Origin of the sequence: Phyllobacterium sp. 22552, from assembly GCF_052044585.1 — a bacterium.
GTDB classification, from domain to species: domain Bacteria; phylum Pseudomonadota; class Alphaproteobacteria; order Rhizobiales; family Rhizobiaceae; genus Phyllobacterium; species Phyllobacterium ifriqiyense.
In genome coordinates this window covers 25,171-49,277 of record NZ_JBQENG010000005.1, presented here as the reverse complement: position 1 = coordinate 49,277, position 24,107 = coordinate 25,171, and the positions used below count along the sequence as shown (strand labels likewise).

General features: G+C 52.3%; 20 protein-coding genes and 1 pseudogene. 11 read left to right on the top strand and 10 right to left on the bottom strand.

Translation table 11 applies throughout. The features are described from left to right. Positions 1–39 precede the first annotated feature (39 nt). Positions 40–1,284 carry an extracellular solute-binding protein gene (locus ACTJI9_RS13250; RefSeq protein WP_115053394.1) on the bottom strand — a complete coding sequence of 415 codons (1,245 nt, stop codon included), beginning with the start codon at positions 1,282–1,284 and terminating at the stop codon, positions 40–42. Between the two features lie 293 nt (positions 1,285–1,577). On the opposite strand from ACTJI9_RS13250, the gene ACTJI9_RS13245 reads away from it, so the two are divergent. Then, the gene (locus tag ACTJI9_RS13245; RefSeq protein WP_115053815.1) at positions 1,578–2,621 is read left to right on the top strand and encodes a LacI family transcriptional regulator; all 1,044 of its coding nucleotides are present in this window, start codon (positions 1,578–1,580) and stop codon (positions 2,619–2,621) included. A 63-nt stretch (positions 2,622–2,684) separates the two neighbouring features. Here the strand turns inward: ACTJI9_RS13245 and ACTJI9_RS13240 are convergent, their stop codons facing one another. Together ACTJI9_RS13240 and ftsZ are read right to left on the bottom strand one after the other, a co-directional pair. Further along, positions 2,685–4,991 (bottom strand): DNA translocase FtsK, encoded by a 2,307-nt coding sequence (locus ACTJI9_RS13240; protein WP_440808885.1) that lies wholly within the window; start codon positions 4,989–4,991, stop codon positions 2,685–2,687. Between the two features lie 406 nt (positions 4,992–5,397). Continuing rightward, positions 5,398–6,363: pseudogene (gene ftsZ, locus ACTJI9_RS13235) on the bottom strand (cell division protein FtsZ); the annotation flags it as partial. A gap of 325 nt (positions 6,364–6,688) precedes the next feature. Here ftsZ and ACTJI9_RS13230 point away from each other — a divergent pair. Both ACTJI9_RS13230 and ACTJI9_RS13225 read left to right on the top strand, forming a co-directional pair. Then, positions 6,689–8,677, top strand: coding sequence for a bifunctional 2',3'-cyclic-nucleotide 2'-phosphodiesterase/3'-nucleotidase (locus ACTJI9_RS13230; RefSeq protein WP_440808544.1), 1,989 nt, complete (start codon positions 6,689–6,691; stop codon positions 8,675–8,677). Positions 8,678–8,760: 83 nt separating this feature from the next. After that, complete coding sequence (locus tag ACTJI9_RS13225; protein ID WP_115053397.1) at positions 8,761–10,050, top strand: MFS transporter; 1,290 nt, start codon at positions 8,761–8,763, stop codon at positions 10,048–10,050. On the opposite strand, the gene ACTJI9_RS13220 is transcribed toward ACTJI9_RS13225, so the two are convergent. Then, positions 10,047–10,532, bottom strand: a complete 486-nt coding sequence (locus ACTJI9_RS13220; RefSeq protein WP_115053398.1) for a MarR family winged helix-turn-helix transcriptional regulator — start codon at positions 10,530–10,532, stop codon at positions 10,047–10,049. The two genes, ACTJI9_RS13225 and ACTJI9_RS13220, sit on opposite strands and share 4 nt — an antisense overlap. Before the next feature lie 76 nt (positions 10,533–10,608). Between ACTJI9_RS13220 and hmgA the strand changes: the two genes are divergently transcribed. The 3 genes from hmgA to maiA are packed head-to-tail and all read left to right on the top strand — an operon-like array spanning position 10,609 to position 13,563. Further along, positions 10,609–11,925, top strand: a complete 1,317-nt coding sequence (gene hmgA, locus ACTJI9_RS13215) for a homogentisate 1,2-dioxygenase (RefSeq protein ID WP_440808542.1) — start codon at positions 10,609–10,611, stop codon at positions 11,923–11,925. Continuing rightward, on the top strand, positions 11,922–12,935 hold the full coding sequence (locus ACTJI9_RS13210) for a fumarylacetoacetate hydrolase family protein (protein WP_440808540.1): 1,014 nt from the start codon (positions 11,922–11,924) through the stop codon (positions 12,933–12,935). The genes hmgA and ACTJI9_RS13210 overlap by 4 nt, the downstream gene beginning before the upstream one ends. Next, entirely contained in the window at positions 12,925–13,563 is a 639-nt protein-coding gene (gene maiA, locus ACTJI9_RS13205; protein WP_440808538.1) for a maleylacetoacetate isomerase, read from the top strand. Before ACTJI9_RS13210 ends, maiA begins: the two co-directional genes overlap by 11 nt. A gap of 6 nt (positions 13,564–13,569) precedes the next feature. Here maiA and hppD read toward each other — a convergent pair whose 3' ends face one another. After that, positions 13,570–14,682 carry a 4-hydroxyphenylpyruvate dioxygenase gene (gene hppD, locus ACTJI9_RS13200; RefSeq protein WP_440808536.1) on the bottom strand — a complete coding sequence of 371 codons (1,113 nt, stop codon included), beginning with the start codon at positions 14,680–14,682 and terminating at the stop codon, positions 13,570–13,572. Between the two features lie 120 nt (positions 14,683–14,802). On the opposite strand from hppD, the gene ACTJI9_RS13195 reads away from it, so the two are divergent. Together ACTJI9_RS13195 and ACTJI9_RS13190 are read left to right on the top strand one after the other, a co-directional pair. After that, positions 14,803–15,264, top strand: a complete 462-nt coding sequence (locus ACTJI9_RS13195; RefSeq protein WP_115053403.1) for an Lrp/AsnC family transcriptional regulator — start codon at positions 14,803–14,805, stop codon at positions 15,262–15,264. A 138-nt stretch (positions 15,265–15,402) separates the two neighbouring features. Continuing rightward, a complete protein-coding gene (locus ACTJI9_RS13190; protein WP_440808533.1) occupies positions 15,403–15,861 on the top strand; it encodes a cytochrome b in 459 nt (152 codons plus the stop codon). On the opposite strand, the gene ACTJI9_RS13185 is transcribed toward ACTJI9_RS13190, so the two are convergent. From ACTJI9_RS13185 to ACTJI9_RS13170, 4 genes are read right to left on the bottom strand one after another with little or no spacing between them, the layout of a single operon-like run. Then, positions 15,846–16,640: a class I SAM-dependent methyltransferase gene (locus ACTJI9_RS13185; RefSeq protein WP_440808530.1), complete on the bottom strand. Its 795-nt coding sequence runs from the start codon at positions 16,638–16,640 to the stop codon at positions 15,846–15,848. The two genes, ACTJI9_RS13190 and ACTJI9_RS13185, sit on opposite strands and share 16 nt — an antisense overlap. Continuing rightward, complete coding sequence (locus ACTJI9_RS13180) at positions 16,627–17,682, bottom strand: glycosyltransferase family 4 protein (RefSeq protein WP_440808528.1); 1,056 nt, start codon at positions 17,680–17,682, stop codon at positions 16,627–16,629. The genes ACTJI9_RS13185 and ACTJI9_RS13180 overlap by 14 nt, the downstream gene beginning before the upstream one ends. After that, entirely contained in the window at positions 17,679–18,077 is a 399-nt protein-coding gene (locus ACTJI9_RS13175; protein WP_115053407.1) for a 6-pyruvoyl trahydropterin synthase family protein, read from the bottom strand. Before ACTJI9_RS13175 ends, ACTJI9_RS13180 begins: the two co-directional genes overlap by 4 nt. A gap of 20 nt (positions 18,078–18,097) precedes the next feature. Further along, on the bottom strand, positions 18,098–19,081 hold the full coding sequence (locus tag ACTJI9_RS13170) for a zinc-dependent alcohol dehydrogenase (protein WP_440808526.1): 984 nt from the start codon (positions 19,079–19,081) through the stop codon (positions 18,098–18,100). A 158-nt stretch (positions 19,082–19,239) separates the two neighbouring features. On the opposite strand from ACTJI9_RS13170, the gene ACTJI9_RS13165 reads away from it, so the two are divergent. Then, on the top strand, positions 19,240–20,085 hold the full coding sequence (locus ACTJI9_RS13165; protein WP_440808523.1) for a CDP-alcohol phosphatidyltransferase family protein: 846 nt from the start codon (positions 19,240–19,242) through the stop codon (positions 20,083–20,085). Here ACTJI9_RS13165 and ACTJI9_RS13160 read toward each other — a convergent pair. Then, positions 20,057–20,983, bottom strand: a complete 927-nt coding sequence (locus tag ACTJI9_RS13160; protein WP_440808520.1) for a lysylphosphatidylglycerol synthase transmembrane domain-containing protein — start codon at positions 20,981–20,983, stop codon at positions 20,057–20,059. The two genes, ACTJI9_RS13165 and ACTJI9_RS13160, sit on opposite strands and share 29 nt — an antisense overlap. 72 nt (positions 20,984–21,055) lie before the next feature. On the opposite strand from ACTJI9_RS13160, the gene ACTJI9_RS13155 reads away from it, so the two are divergent. Continuing rightward, a complete protein-coding gene (locus ACTJI9_RS13155) occupies positions 21,056–22,669 on the top strand; it encodes a sulfatase-like hydrolase/transferase (RefSeq protein WP_440808518.1) in 1,614 nt (537 codons plus the stop codon). 480 nt (positions 22,670–23,149) lie between these two features. Beyond that, the gene (locus ACTJI9_RS13150; protein ID WP_354345330.1) at positions 23,150–24,064 is read left to right on the top strand and encodes a PfkB family carbohydrate kinase; all 915 of its coding nucleotides are present in this window, start codon (positions 23,150–23,152) and stop codon (positions 24,062–24,064) included. The last annotated feature ends 43 nt before the right edge of the window (positions 24,065–24,107 follow it).

The following is a 24,107-nucleotide window of genomic DNA, read 5'->3' as shown; positions in this document are numbered from 1 at the left end:
CCATTTGTTTTGAGCAAATGGCAGTTTGGGCGGGGATGACTATTGGGCCTGTTCGATGATGCTGACGAAGCGAGCCTGCGCGTCCTCGACTGTCATGCTGGCATCGGCAAAGAACTCTTTGGACAGGTCTTCAACTTCCAGCTTTGTGTCTGGCGAAAGCAGCTGATTGACAGATGGCACTACATTGTCGAGTTTGTTGAGAACCTCGACGCCTTTCTTCATGCAGGCATTTGCTGCGGCCAGATCGACATCGCCGCGGATCGGAAGCGATCCCTTGGCAAGATTGAATGCCACCTGCGTTTGCTTGGAAACCATCATGCTGGCGAGCTTAAGCTGCGCTTTGGTCACTTCCGGGTTTTCATTCTTCGGGAAGTAGAAAGCGTCACCGCCAGTATTGAGGACAGGATTATTACCGAGGCCAAGCAGGCAATCATAATCTGTACCGGCTACCTTTCCAGCGACGCCAAATTCGCCTTGCGCCCAATCGCCCATGATCTGAGCGCTTGCTTTCCCGCTTATGACGAGACTTGTAGCCTCATTCCAGGAACGTCCGACATAGCCGGGGTCGGCTAACTCACGGGCTTGGGCATAGGCCTCAAAAACCGCCTTCATCTCGGGGCTGGCCGCTGCCACGGCATCCTTGTCACGATATACTTTGAGAAAAAGCTCCTTGCCGCCGATGGAAGAAACCATGTCGTTGAAAATGAGGTTGACCTGCCATGCATCGCCGGTCGCCAAGGGAATGATGTCTTTTTCTTTGAGTTTTGGCCCAGCAGCAACAAACTCTTGCCAATTGGCCGGGACGGATACGCCGCCCGCTTTGAACGCAGCCGGATTTACCCACATCCATTGTTCCGTATGAATATTGACGGGGACGCAGTAAATCTTGCCCTCATATTTGCAGGCATCGAAGAGTTTTGATGGCCGGATAAAATCTGCCCAACCTTCCTTGGTAGCAATCTCGGTAAGGTCGGTCATAAGCCCGGCTTTTACGAGGTCTTCGGCGTCCCGGCCCGTATTGAGCTGCGTCGCACCCATTGGATTGCCGCCAAGAATGCGGCTGACAATGATGGGGGTGGCTGTGCTGCCGCTTCCGGCAATAGCTCCATCGACCCATTTATCACCGCCCAGCTTATTGAAGGATTCCGCAAGCACCTTTGCAGCAGCGGCTTCACCGCCTGCGGTCCACCAATGGGTGACCTCAAGGTCTGCGGCTTTGGTATTGTTGATCGTAAGCAGGAATGTTGAAGTGGCTAATACGGCAAGAGCTGTACTGTAACGCATCTTTTCCTCCCAAATCTGAAACGTTACAGGTAGGCTAGACTAAACTTTGCGTGGGCGCAATTCCCCGCGTTTATTTTTCTTGTGCAGGCGTCTCTGTGTTGAAAACCAAGCAGTTTTAGAGGCTTTTGTCATACTTCATGCAAGTTTTTGTCGTTGCAACGCACGCTTACACCAGTTTAAGTTGTGCAATAGAATGTCAGGGAGCTATACTGCAGCAACAAGGAAACGTAATGTTTCTGAAACGATACAGAAGCGCTGCATGGTGAAGGATGGCCTTGACGGGCCAGCAAGATATGAACGCAAAAGATTTGAGACGTGGTTCGAGCAGCGAAGCAGTGGAGCTTCCCGAAGGAGAGCGTCCAACTTTAAAGACGATAGCCTTCATGGCTGGGCTGGGTGTGACAACTGTTTCGCGCGCATTGAAAGACGCGCCAGAAATTGGCCGCGCAACCAAAAACCGCGTGCAACTCATCGCAAAACAGATTGGCTACCGGCCCAACCGTGCTGGCGTAAGGCTGCGAACCGGCAAGACGAATGTTATTAGTCTTGTGCTCAATGCGCAGTCGGAAATTATGGGCCTGACGTCAAACATGGTCTATGGCATTTCCGAGATATTATCGCAGACGCCGTATCATCTGACCGTTACGCCCTATTCGGCTGAAAATGATCCCATGCAGCCCATTCGCTACATCGTGGAAACAGGGTCTGCCGATGGCATTATCATGTCACGTACGGAGCCTGACGATGCGCGCGTCCGTTATCTTACCGAGCACGGCATCCCATTTGCTACCCATGGGCGGACAGAAATGGGGATCGAGCATCCGTTCCATGATTTCGACAATGAAGCATTTGCCTATAAATCCGCGAGAAGCCTGCTGATCAAAGGACGCAAGAAAATTGCGATGATGGCCGGCCCCACCTCTGCGGTAACCTACCATAGGCATCTGGAGCGGGGGTTCTCCCGGGCAATCGAGGAGGGCGGTGCGCAGGCTATTCTGGTTCCTGATATTGACGTGGACACATCGCTTGGGCGCATTCGTGATCGAACGGAAGAAATAATGTCCGGCCAAAATCGCCCGGATGGAATTGTCTGTTGTAGCGGGAGCGCAGCCATTGCTTTGGTTGCAGGAATTGAAGCGGCTGGCCTCAAAATTGGCAGGGATGTTGATCTCGTATCGAAACAATCGAGCGACGTGCTGAAATGGTTCCGACCGGAAATAATCGTGTTTAACGAAGATGTTCGCCACGCCGGGCGGGAACTGGCACGCGCCGTGTTACGCCGCATCGAAGGAGTGGATGCGCGGGAGTTGCAGAGCCTGAGTTATCCGGATGAATAGTGGTGGGGTGCCCATCGGCAAATGGGTGGTGCGTGTCAAAGCACGCACCACATTCATGCCTGATCAGTTATTCTCGTTCAGGATTTCACGCTTGCCGACATGATTTGCTGGCCCAACCAGTCCTTCTTTTTCCATGCGCTCCACAAGGGAAGCGGCGCGGTTATAGCCAATTTGAAGGCGGCGCTGGATATAGGATGTTGAGCATTTTTTATCGCGCAACATGATTTTTACCGCTTGATCATAAAGCTCGTTTCCGTCTTCGGAAGCCATATTGCCTTTGTCGAAAACTGCGCTGTCCTCGTTTTCGACTTCTTCTTCCTCGGTCTCGTCGGCAGTGACCGTATCGAGATAATCCGGCTGACCTTGCGCCTTCAGGTGTGTAACGATCTGTTCCACTTCTTCATCAGAGACGAAGGGGCCGTGAACGCGGGCGATCCGGCCGCCGCCGATCATATGCAGCATGTCGCCTTGGCCCAAGAGCTGTTCGGCACCCTGCTCGCCCAAAATGGTGCGGCTGTCGATTTTCGATGTTACTTGAAACGAAATACGCGTCGGGAAGTTGGCCTTGATGGTGCCGGTAATGACGTCGACGGAAGGACGCTGCGTTGCCATGATCAGGTGAATGCCAGCCGCACGTGCCATTTGCGCCAAACGCTGTATCGCGCCTTCGATATCCTTGCCGGCGACCATCATCAGGTCGGCCATCTCGTCGACGATGATGACAATGTACGGCATTGCCGTCAGATCCATTTCTTCCTGTTCATATTCAGGTGTGCCCGTGCCCTTATCGAAGCCCGTTTGAACCGTGCACATCACGGTTTCGCCTTTTTCACGGGCGCTGGCAACGCGAGCATTGAAACCATCAATATTGCGGACGCCGAGTTTCGACATTTTGCGATATCGATCTTCCATTTCGCGAACCGCCCATTTCAATGCCATGACGGCTTTCTTGGGATCGGTAACAACAGGGGTAAGCAGATGCGGAATGCCATCATAGATCGACAGTTCCAGCATCTTCGGATCGACCATGATCAAGCGGCACTCGTCGGGGGTGAGCCGGTAGAGCAGAGACAGGATCATCGTATTTATCGCAACGGATTTACCAGAACCCGTGGTACCAGCCACCAGAAGATGGGGCATCTTGGCGAGCTCAGCGATCACCGGCTCGCCGCCGATGGTCTTTCCAAGGCAGAGCGCCAGTTTGAACTTTGTCTTGTCGAAGCTGTCAGATTCGATCATTTCCCGCAGGAACACCGTCTCGCGTGTCGTGTTGGGCAGTTCAATACCAATAACATTGCGCCCTGGAACCACTGCAACGCGTGCTGACAATGCAGACATGGAACGCGCAATATCGTCAGCAAGGCCAATGACGCGCGAAGATTTTACGCCCGGGGCAGGTTCGAACTCATATAATGTGACCACCGGTCCTGGACGAACATGAATGATCTCGCCGCGAATGCCGAAATCTTCCAGGACACTCTCAAGCAAACCAGCATTCTGCTCCAGCGTTTCCTGCGAAATGGTGATCGTATCCTGCGCAGTATGTTCCTGTAACAAGTCGACCGGCGGCTTCTCGTATCCGACGTGGGTTGGCGGCGCCATGCGCGTCTCGATGCCACCGACAATGGCAAGCCGTCTTTGCGGTGTAAGCGTTTGCGCAGGCGCAGGTGCTGGCTGTGGAGCAATCTCACGCCGCTGCACGACAACTTGCTGTTGGGCGATAGGAGCCGGAGACTCCTCCACCGAGGCCTCGACGACCGTCTCTATCGTGTCATTCCCGGTCAATGCGGCGTTTAGCTGATCTTCTGACTTTTCGGGCGCAGAAGGAGCCAAAAGCTGCGGGTCGATAGCTTCCGCAGCAAGAGCCTTTTTATATTCCACGATACGAAAACGGGCGGTGATCTCATCAGGGCTATATTGTATCTTTTTTGGGCGCACATAAGCGCTGGTGACCGGAGCTACATCAGCGATCACGCCCATGCTGTCCCAGAATGCGAAGTCTGACACATAGGCATAAGCCGAGCTGGCTGCCTCTTTGGCCGGGGACGATGCCGCGACTGTATTTTCGTGTTTCTCTTCGATGGTCGGAACCTTGCCCGCTAAAACCGGTGAACGTTCTGGTTGCGCAGGGGCTGCCTGCACGACGGGCGGGCGCGGCGGAGCCACAGGTGCCTTGAACCCGACAGGGGCGGCTTTTTGCGCCGTGGAAACCTGTACAGGTGTTGGAGCTGGCTGCTCTTTGCCCTTTTGCAATTCACTGTCTGGCGTCCGTGTGAAACGGACATTCTCAGACAAGGAGAACATGCGCTTTGAAATTGGTGCCGTCGCAGCATCCGGCAACACATAGCCCGCGCTTTGCAACCGCTCCATGGGATGCGCAGAGGCTTGCGCGACAGGCGGCGCCGAACGGCGAACGTTTACAGGTGCATAGGCCGGAGCCGGGGCTGGATTGGGGGCGGGGGCACTTGCAGGAGGTGTCTGATTTGCCTCTGTTGTCTCGTAGTCATCTGATTTTATTGGGAAATTTGTTCTGGAAATATGCATGATGCCTGCGAACGAAACGGGATGAGGTGACCGGATTTGTGCTGCTCTAGGAATAGAAAATGAAGGTTAACAACTCTCTACCGAGCACCACTTTCTCACCGTTCCATTCGCAAAAAAATATCCCGGGATTTGGTCCCGGGATGATAATAATTATAAATATATGTTGCGGGCGATGGGCCGATTGTCAGGCTTGGCGTTGCAGCAATGCCCCAGATGCGTGGGCTGCGTTGTTGACGCCATCAATACCAGTCGCAACGACGGAAACGCGGAAAACACCTTCCAGAGCATCGTCAAATGTAGCGCCGAGAATGATATTCGCCTGATCGTCAACTTCCTCCCGAATGCGGGTGGCGGCTTCGTCAACTTCAAACAGTGTCATGTCGCGGCCACCGGAGATGGAAACGAGAACGCCTTTGGCACCCTTCATCGATTCCACATCAAGCAGCGGATTGGCGATTGCTGCTTCCGCAGCGGCCTGAGCGCGCCCTTGGCCCGTGCCTTCGCCGGTACCCATCATGGCCCGGCCCATATCCCTCATCACGGATCGCACATCGGCAAAATCCAGATTGATGAGGCCTTCGCGCACCATCAAATCGGTGATGCATGCGACGCCTGAATAAAGAACCCGGTCAGCGATGGCGAAGGCATCGGCGAATGTTGTGTTGGCGCTGGCGACGCGGAAAAGGTTCTGGTTGGGAATGACGATCAAAGTATCGGCGCTCTCGCGCAGTGCTTCAAGGCCTTCTTCAGCCATCCGCATGCGGCGGGTTCCCTCGAAGGAAAACGGTTTTGTGACGACGCCAACGGTAAGGATGCCTGCGGAACGCGCTGCGCGTGCAATTACCGGGGCTGCACCTGTTCCGGTGCCGCCGCCCATGCCAGCTGTAACGAAACACATATGTGTTCCTGTCAGATGGTCCATGATTTCGTCGATGCTTTCCTCAGCAGCAGCGCGGCCGATTTCCGGATGCGATCCGGCACCCAGGCCCTGCGTGACATTCGCGCCCAGCTGTATAAGCCTGGTCGCCTTGGACATCGACAGTGCCTGCGCATCTGTGTTTGCAACGATGAATTGCGTTCCTTGCAGGTTTTCGCGGATCATATTGTTGACCGCATTACCGCCGCCACCTCCAACACCGAACACGGTAATATTCGGCTTCATCTCGGAAATTTCCGGTTTTTGAAGGTTGATCGACATGGTGCAATCCTTGTTCCGCGCCGCTCACTATCATCGGCGTACAGGTCTAAATCTCAAAATATCGCGTCCGTGAGAATCAAAACTGAAAATATCCCGGAGCGGCGGCAAAGAATCAGAAGGAGGTTTGCGGCGCAAGCCCTGAAATGGTCACTTATCGTATCGCTTACGTTTTTCTTTGCATTCCAACAGAGTGCGGCTCCCTAGCATTGGGTCCGAAAAGCGCAGTCAACAGACGTTCATGTTGATCCTTTACGGATGCATTTCTCACTGAACCATTCTAGTCTTTTTTGGATTCGGCCACATAGAGCTTATGAAGGAATTTTCCATGTCTGATACTTCTGCCATGCATCCGATTTCGCGTCGTTCTCTTTTGAGTGGCATGGCCGCAACATCGGCGCTCTTATTGCTACATCCTTTTTCCGCGCGCGCAGCACCCAACCAGGCTCATTTACGGCTGATGGAAACGACCGACATCCATGTGAATGTTTTTCCCTATGATTATTACGCCGATAAGCCAAACGACACGATGGGGCTGGCCCGCACAGCGACGATCATGGATACAATTCGCGCTGAAGCCACCAACTCGCTCCTCATCGACAATGGCGACTTTCTCCAGGGCAATCCCATGGGAGATTACATGGCTTATCAGCGTGGAATGAAAGAAGGCGATGTCCACCCTGTTATCAAAGCCATGAATGTCTTGGGCTATGATGTCGGGACGCTCGGCAATCACGAGTTCAATTACGGTCTTGACTATATGTTCAATGTGGTCGGTGGGTCGAATTTTCCTTATGTCTGTGCAAACCTGACCAAAGGAAACCTGGCCAGCGATCCCAAGCAGGATGAGCTCTTCTTCAAGCCCTATGTCATCATTGAAAAGATTATCAAGGACGGTTCTGGCGCAGAAACTCCGATAAAGATCGGATTTATCGGTTTTGTGCCTCCTCAAATCATGTTGTGGGATGTCAAAAACCTCGAAGGAAAGGCTCAAACGCGCGATATCGTTGAAGCCGCAAAAGCTTGGGTGCCCGCGATGAAGGAAGAGGGTGCCGATATTATCGTTGCGTTATCTCACTCCGGCATCGATGGGGCACCTCTCGCCGATCGCATGGAAAATGCCTCACTCCACCTCGCGGGCGTGGAAGGCATCGACGCAATTTTTACCGGGCACCAGCATCTGGTTTTTCCGGGTCCGAAAAGCTGGGACGGTATTGCGGGTGTTGATCCAATCAAGGGAACATTGTCTGGAAAACCGGCTGTAATGGCGGGTTTCTGGGGTTCGCATCTTGGGCTGATCGACCTGCTGCTTGAAAAGGACGGCCAACGCTGGCGGATTGTTGATTTTACTGCGGAGGCTCGTCCAATTTACCATCGCGATGAGGCGAAGAAGGTTGTGGCGGATGTTGCCGATAAGGCCGAAGTTATTGATGCAGCCAAAGCAGAACATGAAGCAACGCTGAATTACGTTCGCACCCCGGTGGGTAAAACCTCCGCTCCGCTCTATTCCTATTTTGCCTTGGTTGCCGATGATCCTTCGGTTCAAGTCGTATCTCAGGCTCAGACCTGGTACATAAAGCAGATGCTCAAGGAAACGGAGTATAAGGACCTGCCCGTTTTATCCGCTGCCGCCCCATTCAAGGCAGGCGGGCGTGGTGGTGCAGACTACTATACCGATGTTCCTGCCGGAGATATAGCGATCAAGAATGTCGCTGATCTCTATCTTTATCCCAACACGGTGCAGGCGGTCGCAATCACTGGCGAGCAAGTCAAAAACTGGTTGGAAATGTCGGCGGGCATGTTCAATCACATACCGGCAGGATCGAAGGATGCGGCCCTGCTCAATGCGAACTTTCCGTCTTACAACTTCGATATTATCGACGGCGTTACTTATGCAATCGATTTGTCGCAGGAACGCAAGTTTGACAATGATGGCTTGCCGGTCAATCCGCAAGCCAACCGTATCCAGAACCTTCAATTTGACGGCAAGCCAATTGATCCGGCGCAGAAATTTGTTGTTGTCACGAATAATTATCGCGCAGGCGGAGGCGGAAAGTTCCCCGAGATTGCTGCAGATAAGGTGATCTTTGTAGCCCCGGATACAAACCGCGATGTCATTGTGCGTTATATCGTTGAAGAGGGGACGATCAATCCGTCAGCGGATGCCAATTGGACATTCAAAGCGCTTCCCGGCACCACTGTCACCTTCGAAAGCGGCCCCAAGGCGAAACAATTCCTTGGCGATCTGAAAAGCGTCAAGATCGAGGATGCCGGAGATGGTGCCGAGGGATTTGCCAAGTTTCGGCTTATTTTATGAGTGTATTCACAGATGCAGTTGCGTTGATGGTTACAAAATGAGCCGTTAGAACCCTCCCGCTTTAACGCTATCGGGAGGGTAGAATGCACCAAAATAATTTCGGAAAACGGGCGCGGCTTCTGTTTGCCAGTTCTGTAGGCACCATTATTGAATGGTACGATTTCTTTATCTTTGCCACCTGCGCGGTGCTGGTTTTTGACAAGGCATTCTTTCCGACAGCTGACCCAATGATAGGGGTTTTGCTCGGCCTCAGCACTTTTGCCATAGGTTTTATCGCCCGCCCGCTGGGTGGCATAATCTTCGGAGTTCTTGGGGATCGCATAGGACGCAAAAACGCGCTGGTTGTAAGTCTTGCCATGATGGGCGGAGCAACTTTCGCCATGGGTCTTCTGCCGACCTATGCGTCAGTTGGCGTTCTGGCGCCGGTCTTGCTGGTTGCGCTGCGTATCGTGCAAGGTGTCGCAGTGGGTGGCGAGGCAACGGGTGCCTTGTTGATCGTTGCTGAATCGATGCCCGGCAAACAGCGCGGGTTCTGGACAAGCTTTCCCATGGTTGGTGGTCCTGCTGCCAATGTGCTGGCGGCAGCCACGATAAGCTTCCTCACGATACGTTTTGGCGAACAGGCTTTTATCGATTGGGCCTGGCGGCTGCCCTTCCTCTTCTCGATCGTGCTGGTCATTCTGGGTTTCTGGATGCGCCGCCGGGTCGAAGAATCTCCTGCTTTCATCGAACTCGTCGAAAAGCGAAAGACGATACCGGCTGCGCCTTTTTCCGAAGCATTCAAGCACTTTAGCAAACCAATGGGACAGGTCTTTCTGGTCAAGACGGCCGAGAACACATTGTTTTACCTGTTCACGACATTCTTCCTGGTGCTGACGGTTCAGTTTCTTGGTTTAGCGCGATCAGTTGGCGTTGGAGCCCTGTTCTGGGGATCTGTTGCTGAAGTCATCGTGATTATGGTCGCGGCATATGCGTCGGATTTGTTTGGACGCAAGCCCCTGATGTTTATCGGCCTACTGGGCGGCCTGGCCGCAGGCGCTTATCTTTTCAGTCTGCCGCATGGTGCCGATCCGCAAACAGTATTGATGGCAACGCTGCTAACGCTCACATTCCACGGGATTATAGTTGGAAGCATGGCTCCGTTTTTTACCGAGTTGTTTCCGACGCATGTTCGCTACTCAGCCATGTCGATCAGTTATCAGGTCGCCTCGGTTGTCGGTGGCTCTGTTGCGCCCTTGATTGCAACCCTCTTGCTTAACGCAACAGGATCGCCGCATGCAGTCATTATCTATGCAGCAGTGATGGTAATTCCCGGCATTATTTGCGTGCTTTTGTCACGTGAGACGCGAGGGGTGGACCTGACGACGCTTTAGTCATCATCGGTCGAAGTGACTGCCGCATATTGCCCGTAATATGTTTCGAGCGCGGTGAGCCCGGCTTTCAAGTCGCGCGTTCCGTGCTCGCCCAGTCTGGCAAACAAGTCGGCCTCAAAATCGTAAGCGAGCTTGGCCAAATGCTCATAGGCTTTGAGGCCGGCAGCGGTGAGTTCCAGATGTTCGGTTCGCCGATCGGCCTCATCCCGGCGACGCTTCAGCCAACGGCGTTGCTCAAGAGAGAAAACCGCGCGACTGACTTTTGTTTTATGCATTGAAGAATGCAGCCCGATAGCAGTGGCAGTTTGAGCCCCAAATTGGCCAAGTGTCGCCAATGTGCGCCATTCAGGGCGCGTTAGGCCATATTGTTCACGGTACTGGCTGGAGAAACGTCTGCTGATCGTCTCTGCGGCCTTATTCAGCCTGTACGGTGTAAACTCCTCCAGAATGAGGGGAATGCGGTCCACTACTTTATTCGTCATGAGCAAAAAGCCTCTTTGTGATTGATAGTTACAAAAAATATCGTCACAAATGCAACTAAATTGATGGAGGTTCAACATGACCCTTGGTTACATGCCTGGCTTTGGAAATGATTTTGAAACAGAATCGCTTGCCGGGGCACTGCCTCAAGGACAAAACTCGCCGCAACGTTGCGCTTATGGTCTTTATGCAGAGCAATTGTCCGGTTCTCCATTCACTGCGCCGAGGGGCATCAATGAGCGCTCCTGGCTTTATCGCATTCGCCCCTCGGTCAAGCATAGTGGTCGGTTCACACCCGTAAAGCGCGAGCATTGGAAGACAGCTCCCAACCTTGATGATCATGAACTGCCGATCGGCCAATTGCGTTGGAACCCGACACCGATGCCGGGAAACGCTGTAAACTTCATCGATAGCATTCGCACCATGACGACGGCGGGCGATGTTCATGGGCAGGCGGGTATGGCCGCACATGTCTACGCCTTCAACCAAGACATGGTGGATGACTATTTTTTCAATGCCGATGGAGAATTATTGCTCGTACCCGAGCAGGGAATGCTGAGCATCTTTACGGAAATGGGTATTATAGAAATAGAACCGAGCGAAATCTGCATCATTCCCCGCGGTATGATGTTCAAGGTTGCCGCACTCGACGGTGAAGCGCGCGGCTATATTTGCGAAAATTATGGCGCAAAGTTTTCACTGCCGGATCGCGGACCTATCGGCGCCAATTGTCTCGCCAATCCACGGGATTTTAAAACACCGATTGCCGCTTTCGAAGAGAAAGAAACACCGTGCCGCCTGCATGTAAAATGGTGCGGCAAATTCTACGAAACATTGCTTGGTCATTCTCCGCTGGATGTCGTAGCGTGGCACGGAAACTACGCGCCATATAAGTATGATCTGCGCACCTTTTCGCCCGTTGGTGCAATTCTATTTGATCACCCGGACCCATCCATATTTACTGTGCTGACAGCGCCTTCCGGTGAAGAGGGAACGGCGAATGTTGATTTTGTAATATTCCCCCCACGTTGGCTTGTCGCGGAACATAGTTTCCGTCCCCCTTGGTATCATCGGAATATAATGTCGGAATTCATGGGGCTTATTTATGGGCAATATGATGCGAAGGAAGAGGGGTTTGTAGCGGGTGGCATGAGCTTGCATAATATGATGTTGGCGCATGGGCCGGACGCCATGGGCTTTAACAAGGCATCCACCGTCGAGTTGAAACCGCAGCGGTTGGAGAACACCATGGCGTTCATGTTCGAAACCCGGTTCCCGCAGCATCTCACGCGTTTTGCCGCAGAATTGGAAACGCTGCAGGATAATTATGCCGATTGCTGGTCGGGGCTTAAAAAGCGCTTCAACGGGACACCTGAAGGGGATTGGTCGGAATGAAATTGGCATCAATCAATAATGGCACGCGTGATGGCAAACTCGTTCTCGTGTCAAAGGATTTGGCGTATTATACTGACGCTTCCTTTCTCGCTCCGACATTGCAAGCGGCACTGGATGATTGGGCGCGAATTGCCCCGCATCTGCAAGCGCTCGCTACAAGTCTGGATCATGGCGCAGTGCCAACGATAAGATTCCATGAGCATGAGGCATTATCCCCGCTGCCTCGTGCCTATCAATGGGCGGATGGCTCAGCCTACGTCAATCATGTTGAACTGGTCCGGAAGGCTCGCTCTGCAGAAATGCCGGAAAGTTTTTGGACCGATCCGCTCATGTATCAAGGCGGATCAGACAGCTTTCTCAGCCCTCGGGATCCAATTCGAATGGCGGATGAGGCCTATGGTATCGACATGGAGGGTGAGGTTGCAGTCATCGTTGATGACGTGCCCATGGGTGCAACCATTGATGAAGCGCGTGATGCAATTCGCCTTTTGATGCTGGTCAATGACGTCAGTTTGCGGGGTCTGATACCGGCTGAACTGGGCAAAGGATTTGGCTTCTTTCAATCAAAGCCCTCTTCTGCCTTTTCTCCTGTAGCGGTGACGCCGGATGAATTGGGCGATGCCTGGGATGGAGGCAAAGTGCATCTGCCGCTGAGCGTTGATCTTAACGGCAAACCTTTTGGCCGCGCAAATGCCGGGATCGACATGACATTCGATTTTCCAAAATTGATTGCTCATGCCGCAAAGACGAGACCATTATCTGCCGGCGCAATCATTGGTTCGGGTACCGTATCAAACAAGCTCGACGGCGGTCCGGGGAAATCGGTCGATGAAGGTGGTGCCGGATATTCATGCATCGCAGAGGTCCGCATGATTGAAACCATCAATAGCGGAACGCCACAAACGCCGTTCATGCGATTTGGCGATATTGTCCGCATCGAAATGCGCGATAGTCAGGGGCACTCCATTTTTGGGGCAATCGAGCAAAAGGTCGAAAAGTATGAGCACTGAGGCAACGCTTTACGATTATTGGCGCTCATCGGCCAGTTACCGTGTTCGCATTGCCCTCAACAGCCTCGGAATTCCTTACACAAGAATTTCGGTTGATTTGCTTCAGGCTGAACATAAGAGCGCTGAAAACCTGAGCCGGAACCCTCAAGGACTGGTGCCCACATTGGTTCTGGACGGTCACACGTTTACCCAATCACTGGCTATCATCGAATATTTGAACGAGATTTTCCCGGAAGCCGGGTTTCTCCCCGCCAATGCGTTGGGGCGGCAGCGCGTTCGCGCCTTGTCTTACGCAATTGCCATGGAAATCCATCCGGTTTGTAACATGAACGTCGCTGCGCACATTGTGTCTTTAACCGGCGGGGGTGACGACGCACGTACAAGCTGGATGCGAAAGTTTATTTCCGAGGGGCTGACCTCGTTTGAGCGGATGCTGAACCATTCGGAAACTGGCATGTTCTGCCATGGTGACAAACCCGGAATGGCTGATTTCTGCCTTGTGCCCCAGGTTTATAATGCAAAACGCTGGGGAGCAGATATAGGCAATCTCGTACGCATTAACGAGATTGCCGGACGCTGCGGTGCATTACCGGCTTTTGCTGGCGCGCATCCTGATCAGGTGGAATAGGCGCGGCTATTCGGCGGCGTCCATCTTGATGACGCCGCGCCGGATCTGGTCCTCCTCGATCGATTCGAAAAGCGCCCGGAAATTGCCTTCGCCAAAACCTTCATCACCCTTGCGCTGGATGAACTCGAAGAAGATCGGACCGATCACTGTTTTAGAGAATATTTGCAGCAATATCTTTGTCATGCCGCCATCGACAACGCCTTCGCCGTCGATGAGGATGCCGTGCTTTCTCATCCGGTCCAATGGTTCATCATGGCCGTTCACGCGTTCATGCGATTTTTCGTAGTAAGTATCCGGTGGGCCCGGCATGAACTTCAAGCCATTCTGGTCGAGCCGGTCCGTAGCGTCATAAATTGCTTCCGTGCCAACAGCGATATGCTGGATGCCTTCGCCTTTATATTTGCGCAAGTATTCCTCGATCTGGCTCTTGTCATCGGTAGATTCATTCAATGGAATACGGATTTTACCGCAAGGCGATGTGATCGCCCGCGAGACAAGGCCCGTAAACTTGCCCGCTATGTCGAAGAAATGAATTTGCTTGAAACCGAAAAGCTCGCGATAGAACGCCCACCATTTATCCATATTGCCGCGATAGACATTATGGGTCAGGTGATCGAGATAATAAAAACCAACGCCTTCCGGTTTTGGATCGCGCTCATCCAGCCAGTTAAACTCCGCATCATAGACCGAGCCGCTTTCCCCATAAGTGTCGACAAAATAGAGCATCGAACCGCCAATGCCGACAATGGCTGGCACGTCAATTGTCTTGTCGTCTCCTTCATAAGGAGTAGCGCCCTTCGCGACCGCATGATCAAAGGCGTGCTGTGCATTGACCACGCGCCAAGCCATGGAGGGCGCGCAGGGGCCATGTTCTTCGACAAATTTCATCGCGTGTGATCCGGGCTCTGTATTCAGCAGATAGTTGATATCGCCCTGACGCCAGACGGTGATGTTCTTGGTTTTATGCCGGGCAACAGGCACATAGCCCATGCGTGTGAACAGCTCTTCGAGCTTTTCAGGTTCCGGATGTGCAAACTCCACAAACTCAAACCCGTCTGTTCCTGCCGGGTTTTCATTGCTGATTGTTGCCTTTGGCGCATCGTGCGGAAACGGACCCATTTTATCCTCCATTTGTTGCGAGGATTATCGCGCAAATCACCCGCAATGTGTTTGCATTTTTACGCTTGAATAGGCTATGATATGCAAGATATGTGCATACTAACTAAAAATGGTGCATGATTGGAACATATTGATACTGCAGACCGCAAAATACTCTCCTGCCTTCAGGAGGACGGGAGACTCACGAATAATGAATTGTCGGAGAGAATTAATCTGTCTCCCTCGCAATGTTCACGCCGACGAACGCGGCTGGAGGAGGAAGGATTTATTCGTGGGTATCGCGCTGAAATTGATCGTGAAAAACTTGGGCTTGGGATCGTCAACATAATTTCAGTTACGCTTGCCACGCATAATCGTGACAATGCCCGGCGCTTCTCTGATCTTATTTCCAGGCTGCCGCAAGTAATGGAAGCCCACGCGCTGACCGGTGAGATGGATTATTTCATTAAGGTCGTCACGCCGGATTTGCGGGCATTGTCAGCATTCGTCAATGAAGTATTGCTGCCTCATGAATCGGTGCAGAATGTAAAGACGGCGATCGTTCTGGAAACGCTTAAGGAAGACGGGCGTCTACCCATATAGGCTTATCGGCTGATTGCAGTCGTCATCAGTTTGCTGCATCATCCTTATGACGGATCATAACGTTAAGGACGGGAACATCACCTGACAGAATCGCAAGGTTTTAGCGCATCATTTCGTATTCTTCATTGGCTTATTGCGATGCTGGTCTTCGCAGTATGGCCTCTCGGTCTGCTGCTCAAATATTTCAAGGATGATGTAAAACTCGACTTCTACCTTCTGCATGAATCCTTCGGGTTTCTGGTGCTTTGGCTCATGCTGCTGCGGTTGGGAATACGGTTGATCCAGGGCCGACCCGCGCACGAGACAGATTGGACGGCCACAGTATCAGCAATTGTTCATTGGTTATTGTACTTTGCGCTGATCCTCATGCCCATCAGTGGTTTTCTTGCCACCAATGCGCACGGCTTTCCGCTCCGTTGGTTTGGGTTTCTTCCGGTGTGGAGTCCAATCGGCCGCGAGCCGCAGATCGCCCCTGTTTTTAGTGTGATCCATGCGGCGACCGCGTGGTTAATTCTGATACTTGTCGCCCTTCATATTGCGGGCGCGCTTTTCCATCGAATGATCCGCAAAGACGATGTTTTTCAGCGCATGCTTTGAGGCAGCGCAAGCACATCGGAATGCCCGACACGACATTTTGCTGTCGTCGTTTGTGCGACACGGAATTCACGCCATTGGTTGATTTTGGTCAGGCCTACCATGCCGGTCTCGGCGACTGCAGAGGCCATTCCATCGACGAATAGTCGGTGTAGTTCGGTGGCAGTTTTGTCGATAAGCCAATCGCTTTGTGCAATTTCAACCCTGTAGCCCGACCTGCTGAGCGCCGCTGCAAGAGCGTGTGTCGAGCGAGGACCGAGGGCAGGGCCAAATCCCTTGTCTAAATTTTGGTGATGATTGAATGACCGGACCATCAGTTCGTCATCGGTATGAGAAATGCTGAACGAAATCTCTCCAGTATAATTCAAGGCAGCGTATAGTCCGCTTCTCAATTTGACGAGGCGGTCAGCCAGATCGTCTACGAATTCTTGTGAACATAAATCAAAGAGCGCTGACGCACTGACAAGATCGGCTTTATCAAGTGACAGCGATGCCAGATCGTTCAGGTTGCTATGCTGATACGCAACGTTGTTGTCTTGTGCGTGACGCCGGGCGGCTTCCTGCAATAATTTTTCGTCAAGATCGATCAAGCGCCATTGGGCGTCAGGTGCGTATGGCGCCATGGCACGAAAGGTCGATCCTGTCCCGCTGCCAAGGTCCAGTATTGTTCGCCGCTGTGCACCTTGAACAAATCTCGCGGCCTTTTTCAGCAAGGTTTGATCACGAGCCTGTTGGTCCAAAGGCTCGCGCAGATCGAGCCAGTTGAGATCAAATCCGCTCATCCGCCGCCTTTATCAGTGCTGCCGAGATCAATTTTGCGGTGTCGGCCCATTCGGGCAGCATTTTGCCATGGCCGTATGCAGCCTCTGCCATTTGATCTGACAGTTCCTTGTCTTTGAGCACCAGCCTCAAAGCATCAGCAAATGCGTCAGGATCGTCTGCAGGCACGAGTATACCAGCATCGCTGGGCACAACCTCCGGTACAGAACCGGCATGGCAGGCAATGATGGGAAGGCCATGCGACAAAGCCTCGGCAAAGACCATGCCGTAGCCTTCATAGCGGCTTGCCAGCGCGAAAATATCAGCACGTGCCAGTTCGCTACGCGTGTCATCGACCTGTCCGGCCAAGATAATTCGATCTGTAAGCTGGTTGTCAATTATCTGCTGTTGGAGCGCCGCGTCATAGTCAACATCCATGGTCTGGCTGCCAATAATTTTGCATTCCCAAGCAAGGTCCGCAATTTTCGCCAGTGCGCCTATAAGCACGTCATGGCCTTTGCGCGGTATCAGGGAACCGACACTCAAAATTTGCGGAACTTCGGAGTTTCGTTTCGCACGAATGCCCCGTTCTGTGCCGGGAATAGCGACCACGATGCGATCAACGGGAACGTCGTAATCGCTGACAAGTTGCTGTCGCGTCGCCGAGGACGTTACCACTACGCTTTTCGCATAAGCTAAAGCGTCTCGCTCAGATTTCATGAGTGAGATCTGTTTTTGCGGCGGCATATTGCCTTCGGACGCAAGCGGGTGATGGACGAGCGCCACTAGATTGAGTTTCGTTGCCAGTCGCGAGGCAATCCGGTCGAAAGTGCCATAGGCCAAACCATCGATCATCACGAGCGCGTCTTTTGCCAATGCGCCGAGGGTCTCTTCAGCCTGCCGAAGCGTTTCATTATTCGGAAAAGGAAAGCTGTCCCCAAGTGGAACGGGGTTGACCTGCCATCCAAGCTTTTGCAATTGCGAAATTATCTGGCGATCATAGCCGTAGCCGCCGGTCTTTGCCTCAAGATCGCCTGGATAGGCAAAATGGACCGAACGGGTCAAAGCTCTGCCTCATACCATCCGCGAGCGACATGCGACTCATTGAGAAGCACTCGAATCTTGCAGATACGAGCACTTCCTTTGCCGAATTCTCCCGATTGAACTGCCACTGAAAGCTGGTCGAATATATGTTTTGCGAGAACCTCGGTCGTTGTAATCTTGCCGGAAAAGACCTCCATTTCGTCAAGGTTCTGATAGTTGAGAGGCTTCAAAATCTTTGACAATACCGACGTGGCCAATCCGATATCGACTGCCAGACCATCCTCATCCAGTTCCTTGGTAAAAAATGCAGCATCAACAACGAATGTTGCACCATGCATTGCTTGAGCCGGGCCGAAAACCGGTCGCGGCAGACTATGAGCAATCATAATGTGATCGCGAACTTCAATGGCAAACATGGATATTCCTTCTGGAAAGTTCAGTAGACGATGCGATGACAAAGGGTGGAAGGCGAGGCGATAATTTCGGCATAATTTCGATCAAGCGCATCGAACGCAGTTTCTCCTGAGAACAACGCGTCGAATCTGTGATCTGTTAGCAGCGACATTGCAGCATTGAGACGCCTTGCAAAGGTCCAGCGCGATCGCCGTGCATTGCTTATGCCACCAACTTGAGAGCTGGTAATGGAAAGACGCTTGGAGTGGAATTGCCTTCCGAGATTGATCTCGACTTTTTTGTCGCCATACCAGCTGGCTTCCACAATTCGCCCTTCATATCCAGCGCATTCAAGTGCTTGGTTAAGAGCGGCAGAAGAGGCAGAAGCGTTGATCACGACATCGCAATCGCGGGGCGCGGCATCGGGGGAAGCGAAAGTTATTCCAAGGTTCGTAGCGACCGTCTTTCGCTTGGGATTTATGTCGAGGAGCGTGGTTTCAGTTCCAATAATTCCAGTGGCAAGATAAGCAGCAAGCATGCCAACGACACCGCCGCCAAATATGGCGACGCGATCTCCCGGCAAAATTCCGGCATCCCAGATTATGTTGAGAGCAGTTTCCATATTGGCTGCGAGCACAGCCCGTTCGGCAGGTACAGTGTGCGGAATAACATGTATGTCCGCTGACTTTGCCAAAAAATGCGTTTGGTGTGGGTGGAGACAAAACACCGTACGACCGAGCAATTCCTTTGGCCCATCTTGAACATCGCCAACGATGGAATATCCATATTTTATGGGAAAGGCGAACGACCCTTCCTGGTGCGGGCAGGTCATATTCTGATATTCACTTGTCGGCACCTGACCATTGAACACAAGCGACTCCGTACCACGGCTTATCGCGCCAAAACGCGCTTGTACGAGCACTTCGTCGCTCTTCATCGGTGGCAATATTTCGGTTCGAAATGCGCAAATGCCCTGTCGTTCAATCCATAAAGCACGGGACGTTCCGTGTGGGCAGTCTTGCTTCATGGTGCTTGTCCATCCCTCTGTGTCCGCTCAAATTAGTCATTCGCAGTTCCGGATAAAAGGCTGTAACCGCCAGATCGTCACTTTTTATTGAAGGTTTTAAATTTGCCCTGATGTTGCAGATTAATCGTAGTCAGCTAATGCTGAGTGCGGAGCGTATAATGACAATCTTATCGGAAGACAGTTTTCAGAAGACGTATCACGGAAACGACAAGCTTCCCAAGACATTAGGCGTGGCACACAGCGTCAACCCTGCGCAATTTCCGCAACTTCTGAGAAGCGCGATTATTACCCTGATGCTCGTTGGAAGCTTCGTGGCTGGAACCTCTATCTGGTTAGTGTTCAACAGTGATCTCGACTGGATTTTTTGTCTGTTTGCCATTGCTGCTTATGTCTTTTCCGGCACGCTTGTACTGACCAAATTGAAAACTCACCCTTACGCGCATTTTGGTGCGGCCAATGCCATAACCACCATAAGAGCAGGGATAAGCTGTTTGATAGGCGGGGCTTTGTTTGAAGCGGAGTGGCTGATGGAATCAAGGATGATCCTAGCATTGCTTGCCATTGCCGCCGTCGCATTATGTCTCGATGGAATTGACGGCTACATTGCTCGCCGCTCCCGCATGAACTCCGAATTCGGCGCGCGCTACGATATGGAAGTCGATGCAGCGCTGATCCTTTGCCTGTCAATCCTGGCATTCTTGTTCGGCAAGGCAGGCTGGTGGGTCATGATAATTGGCGGCATGCGCTATGTGTTTGTTGCGGCACAATATTTGGATGGCCGGCTTCGGGGAGCGCTGATGCCTTCGCTGAGAAGGCAGGCAATTTGCGTGTTACAGATAGTTTCTCTTGGCATAATTCTTTTGCCGGCCATTCAACCGCCCATTTCAACGGCAATTGCAGCGCTTAGCCTTGCAGCGTTGAGCTACTCTTTCGGTTACGATGTTCTGCATCTATTCCGGCAGGCGCAAGCGCCCTCTACCTTCGTCGAGAGGTCGACCAGATGAACAATGCCAGACCGGGCAAAGTTCCCAATGTTACAATTGCACCATATAAAACACTTGCAGCAATGCCTTGATCGCCAGTCAATCCGAGTAGTGGCCATAGGACAGCTGCGGCTGCCTCCCGTGTTCCCCAGCCACCGACCGTTATAGGAAAAACCATGGTCAAAAGGCACAGCGGGATTGCTGTAATCAAACCGATAAGCGGTAGTGGAGCGCCGATAGCGACAGATGCCATGGCAAAGACTGCAATATAGCTGATGACGATCGTCAGGCTGAGAACACCCTGAACCAGCCACGCATAGGGAAGACCATAGCAGACGGCGATACTTCGGCCGATTTTGCGAATGAAATTGCGCCACCACAATGATCCGGAAAGCCATATCAGCAACGAAACGGCGGCTACGACAATCAAAGCGCCAATAGCCGCAAGCACCAATGCCAACGCCTCGGACGGTCTCAGCTCTGCATCAAGGAAAGGCCATAGGATGAAACCTAATCCGCCTACGAAAAACAGCGCGATTTGACCCGAAAATCGTTCGAGCAGAACCGCCAGAACCGGGATGCTCCATTTCCTGTCTGCCGAACGGCTGCGTGCGGCGCGCATCATGTCGCCCACAACGCCGCCGGGCAGCACCATATTCAGGAATGATCCAAGGTAATAGTCAGCGATGGCGCTGGCTGGTGGAAGCGGATGATCCAATTGAGCCGCCGTATAGCACCAACGAAGCGCAGACAATATTATCTGGATTTGTATGAGGCAGAGTCCGAGAAAAACGAGTTCCAGCCTTGCATTGCCAAGGCTGGCAAGGATTGCATCCGTGTTAGATACGGAAAACACCGTCACCAACAATATTATGCCAAATATCGGTGTGAAAAAATTTCTATATTTGCCGGACGTCATGAGCCAGTATCGCCCTCAATCAAGATGGTCGTGGCCGGACACCTGCATAAGAGGAAGGCTCGTATTGAATTTATGAAGTATCGCACGATTATCGGGTTCATGTACAAAGCTGCGGAACGGCTCCGGATGGTGTTCGCAATTGCCGGCCTCCTGCTCATATTAAACTTGCCCGACAATCCCGCAGATTTGGGCGTGGAGCACTTCATCAAACTGCCAATCGAATTGTTGGGCGTTGTCCTTTTATTGACCGCCACGCGAGGCAAATATTTCCAGTCTGCCCGGTTGGCGGTTACAATGATTTTGGCATCGGTGCTGGTGCTTAAACTCGCAGACATGGCAACTTATACGGCTTTTTCACGCCAATTTAACCCGTTGTTTGATGCAAAACTATTATTTGACGGCTGGATTGTGCTTAACGCAACATTGGGAGCGATTCAGGCTTTTTTCCTGGTGTCTGCAACTTTGCTCTGCCTGATATTGACCATCGCTCTTGTTTATTGGTCATTAGGTGCGTTCCAATCAGCAGGTGACCGCCGCCCGATGGCGCTCGTATCAGGCCTATGTCTGCTGGTGATTCCCGCTATTGCCTCATATCATCCGAACAATAAGTTCATCGAAACACGAACGATAAAGCTGATCGTAGATCGTGTCGCGCTTGTCGAAAAATCTTGGAGGGACAGGCACGAATTTGCAGCTTTGCTCGGCAGCGATCCCATAGCGGATATTCCGCAAAATGGGCGCTTTGAGGCATTGAAAGGCAAGGACGTAGTTGTAATCTTCATTGAGTCCTATGGTGAAAGCGTAATACGCGATCCGAATTACTCGAAGTCGACAGAAAAGCGATTGGCACAGGTTGAGCAGCAGATTTCGGCTGCGGGATTGACGTCGAGGAGCAGTTGGCTGGTGTCACCAACATCGGGTGGGTTGAGCTGGCTCGCCCACGGAACGTTGCTGTCCGGTGTTTGGGTCGACAGCCAGCAACGTTATGACCAACTGATCGCCAGTGAACGGCCAAGTTTGAATTTGCTCTTTAAGCAGGCAGGTTGGCGCAGTGTCGCCGTGATGCCAGCCATTACGATGGATTGGCCGGAAAGCGATTATTTCCGCTATGACAAGGTCTATGCTGCAAATAATCTCGGCTATCATGGCAAGCCATTCAATTGGGTGAGCATGCCGGATCAATACACACTTTCAGCCTTTCAGAAATTTGAGCGTGCCGGTCCACACAGCCCTGTCATGGCTGAGATCGCGCTTATTTCCAGTCATGCACCTTGGACCCCGATCCCAAAATTGATTGATTGGTCTGCAATCGGCGATGGGTTGATCTTCAATGAACAGGCGGTCGCGGGCGATGCGCCGGAAGTTGTCTGGCAGGATCAGGAGCGGGTTCGAACGCAATATGCGAGTTCGATCGACTATGCGCTCGAAACATTGGGGTCTTACATGGCGAAGTATGGAAGCAATACAGTTTTCATATTGCTTGGCGATCATCAACCGGCGCCGATTATCACGGGAAATGGTGCTTCTCGCGCGGTGCCTGTTCACATCGTTTCCGATGATCCAGCTTTACTGGAAAGGCTCGATCCGAAAAAATGGAATCCGGGCATGACCCCGGGAAATCAGCATGCGGAGCCTATGGATGGATTTCGTCAGGAGTTGCTCCGCGAATTCAGCAATCCAGCTTAGCGTGTATCAGAATGTACTGCAGAGATTAGCCAGCAATACTGCAAGGGCGACACCCACACCCAAGACTGTCAGATATCTGATTGGACATGAGTTACATGACCAAGCGGATTCATCATCCTCGTTCAGGTCTTCATATTCCGAGATATTGCTCGTTTTTTCCATTCTGCGTTCCCCGTGCAGTTCTGGCTTGGCTCTACCTTAGCTGCACAACAGGTTTATGACGAGAGCTGTTGTTTCATTTTTTTGTGGGAAGTAGATTTGGATTCTGATCCGTTGCTGCAAAGCAACGTTGAACCAATTCTGCCTAAGGAGCCGCCTTGATCGCCCACTTATCAATAATAACAGCTGCAAAGCCGGGTTAGACAGGTTTTCTTATCCAAAAATAGCATTGAGCGCGAAACAATCCCATTGCTGGCTTGACGAAGGCGTCTTTTCCTTTGCACGTCACTCAGCGTAAGCAATTAATGTGGTGATGAAGAAATGCCTCGAATACTCTGCGTCGGCGCTCTGACTTTGGATACGATTTTTCAGCTTGAGCAATTGCCTCCTGGACCGGGCAAATTCATTCCTGTCCAAGCGGTTGAAGTTGCTGCCGGGATGGCCTCAAGCGCTGCTGCGAGCATTGCCCGGCTTGGCGGAAACGTCTCGCTCTGGGCATCAGCGGGGCAAGACGCTGTTGGTGATCGCATTGTCGCTGAGCTTGAATCAGAAGGGGTGGATTGCACCCACGTGCGCCGGATTGCGGGCGCTCGCTCAGCCTTTTCATCAATTTTTGTGGATCAGGATGGGGAGAGAATGATCGTACCGTTTTACGATCCGGCTTTGCTGGCAACGCCAGATGTTTTGCCGCCTCTTTCCCGTGAGACCTTCGATGTCGTCATGACAGATGTTCGTTGGCCCTTGGGTGCTGCACTGGCGTTAAAAACTGCGCAATCTGCTGGTGTTCACGCCGTGCTGGATGCCGATACTGCACCCCTTGAAACGCTGGAAATGCTCCTTCCGCTCGCCACCCATATCGTTGCTTCGGAACCGGCAGCAGAGCTGGTTACGGGTGAAAGCGATCTGGAAAGCGCAGTCATAGCGCTGGCTGCGCGCTATGGTCGAGCGGGTGCTTTCATCGCAGTTACCGGCGGAAACAAAGGTTCTTTCTGGTTTGATAGTGTAAGCGGGACCGTTCGTAGCCAGCAGGCGTTCAAAGTGCCGGTTGTTGATACATTGGCCGCTGGCGACGTTTTCCATGGCGCTTTCGCCTGGGGGCTCGCGCAAGGCTGGCAAATCGAAGCGGTTATGCAATTTGCAAGCGCGGCAGCCGCAATCAAATGCACCCGATTCGGCGGGCGGCAAGGTGCTCCAACCCGTGCGGAAATTCAGACCTTTCTATCTCAGACCACATGAATCAGCTTGCATGGCCTCTCATGTTGATAGTGATTACTGGTTG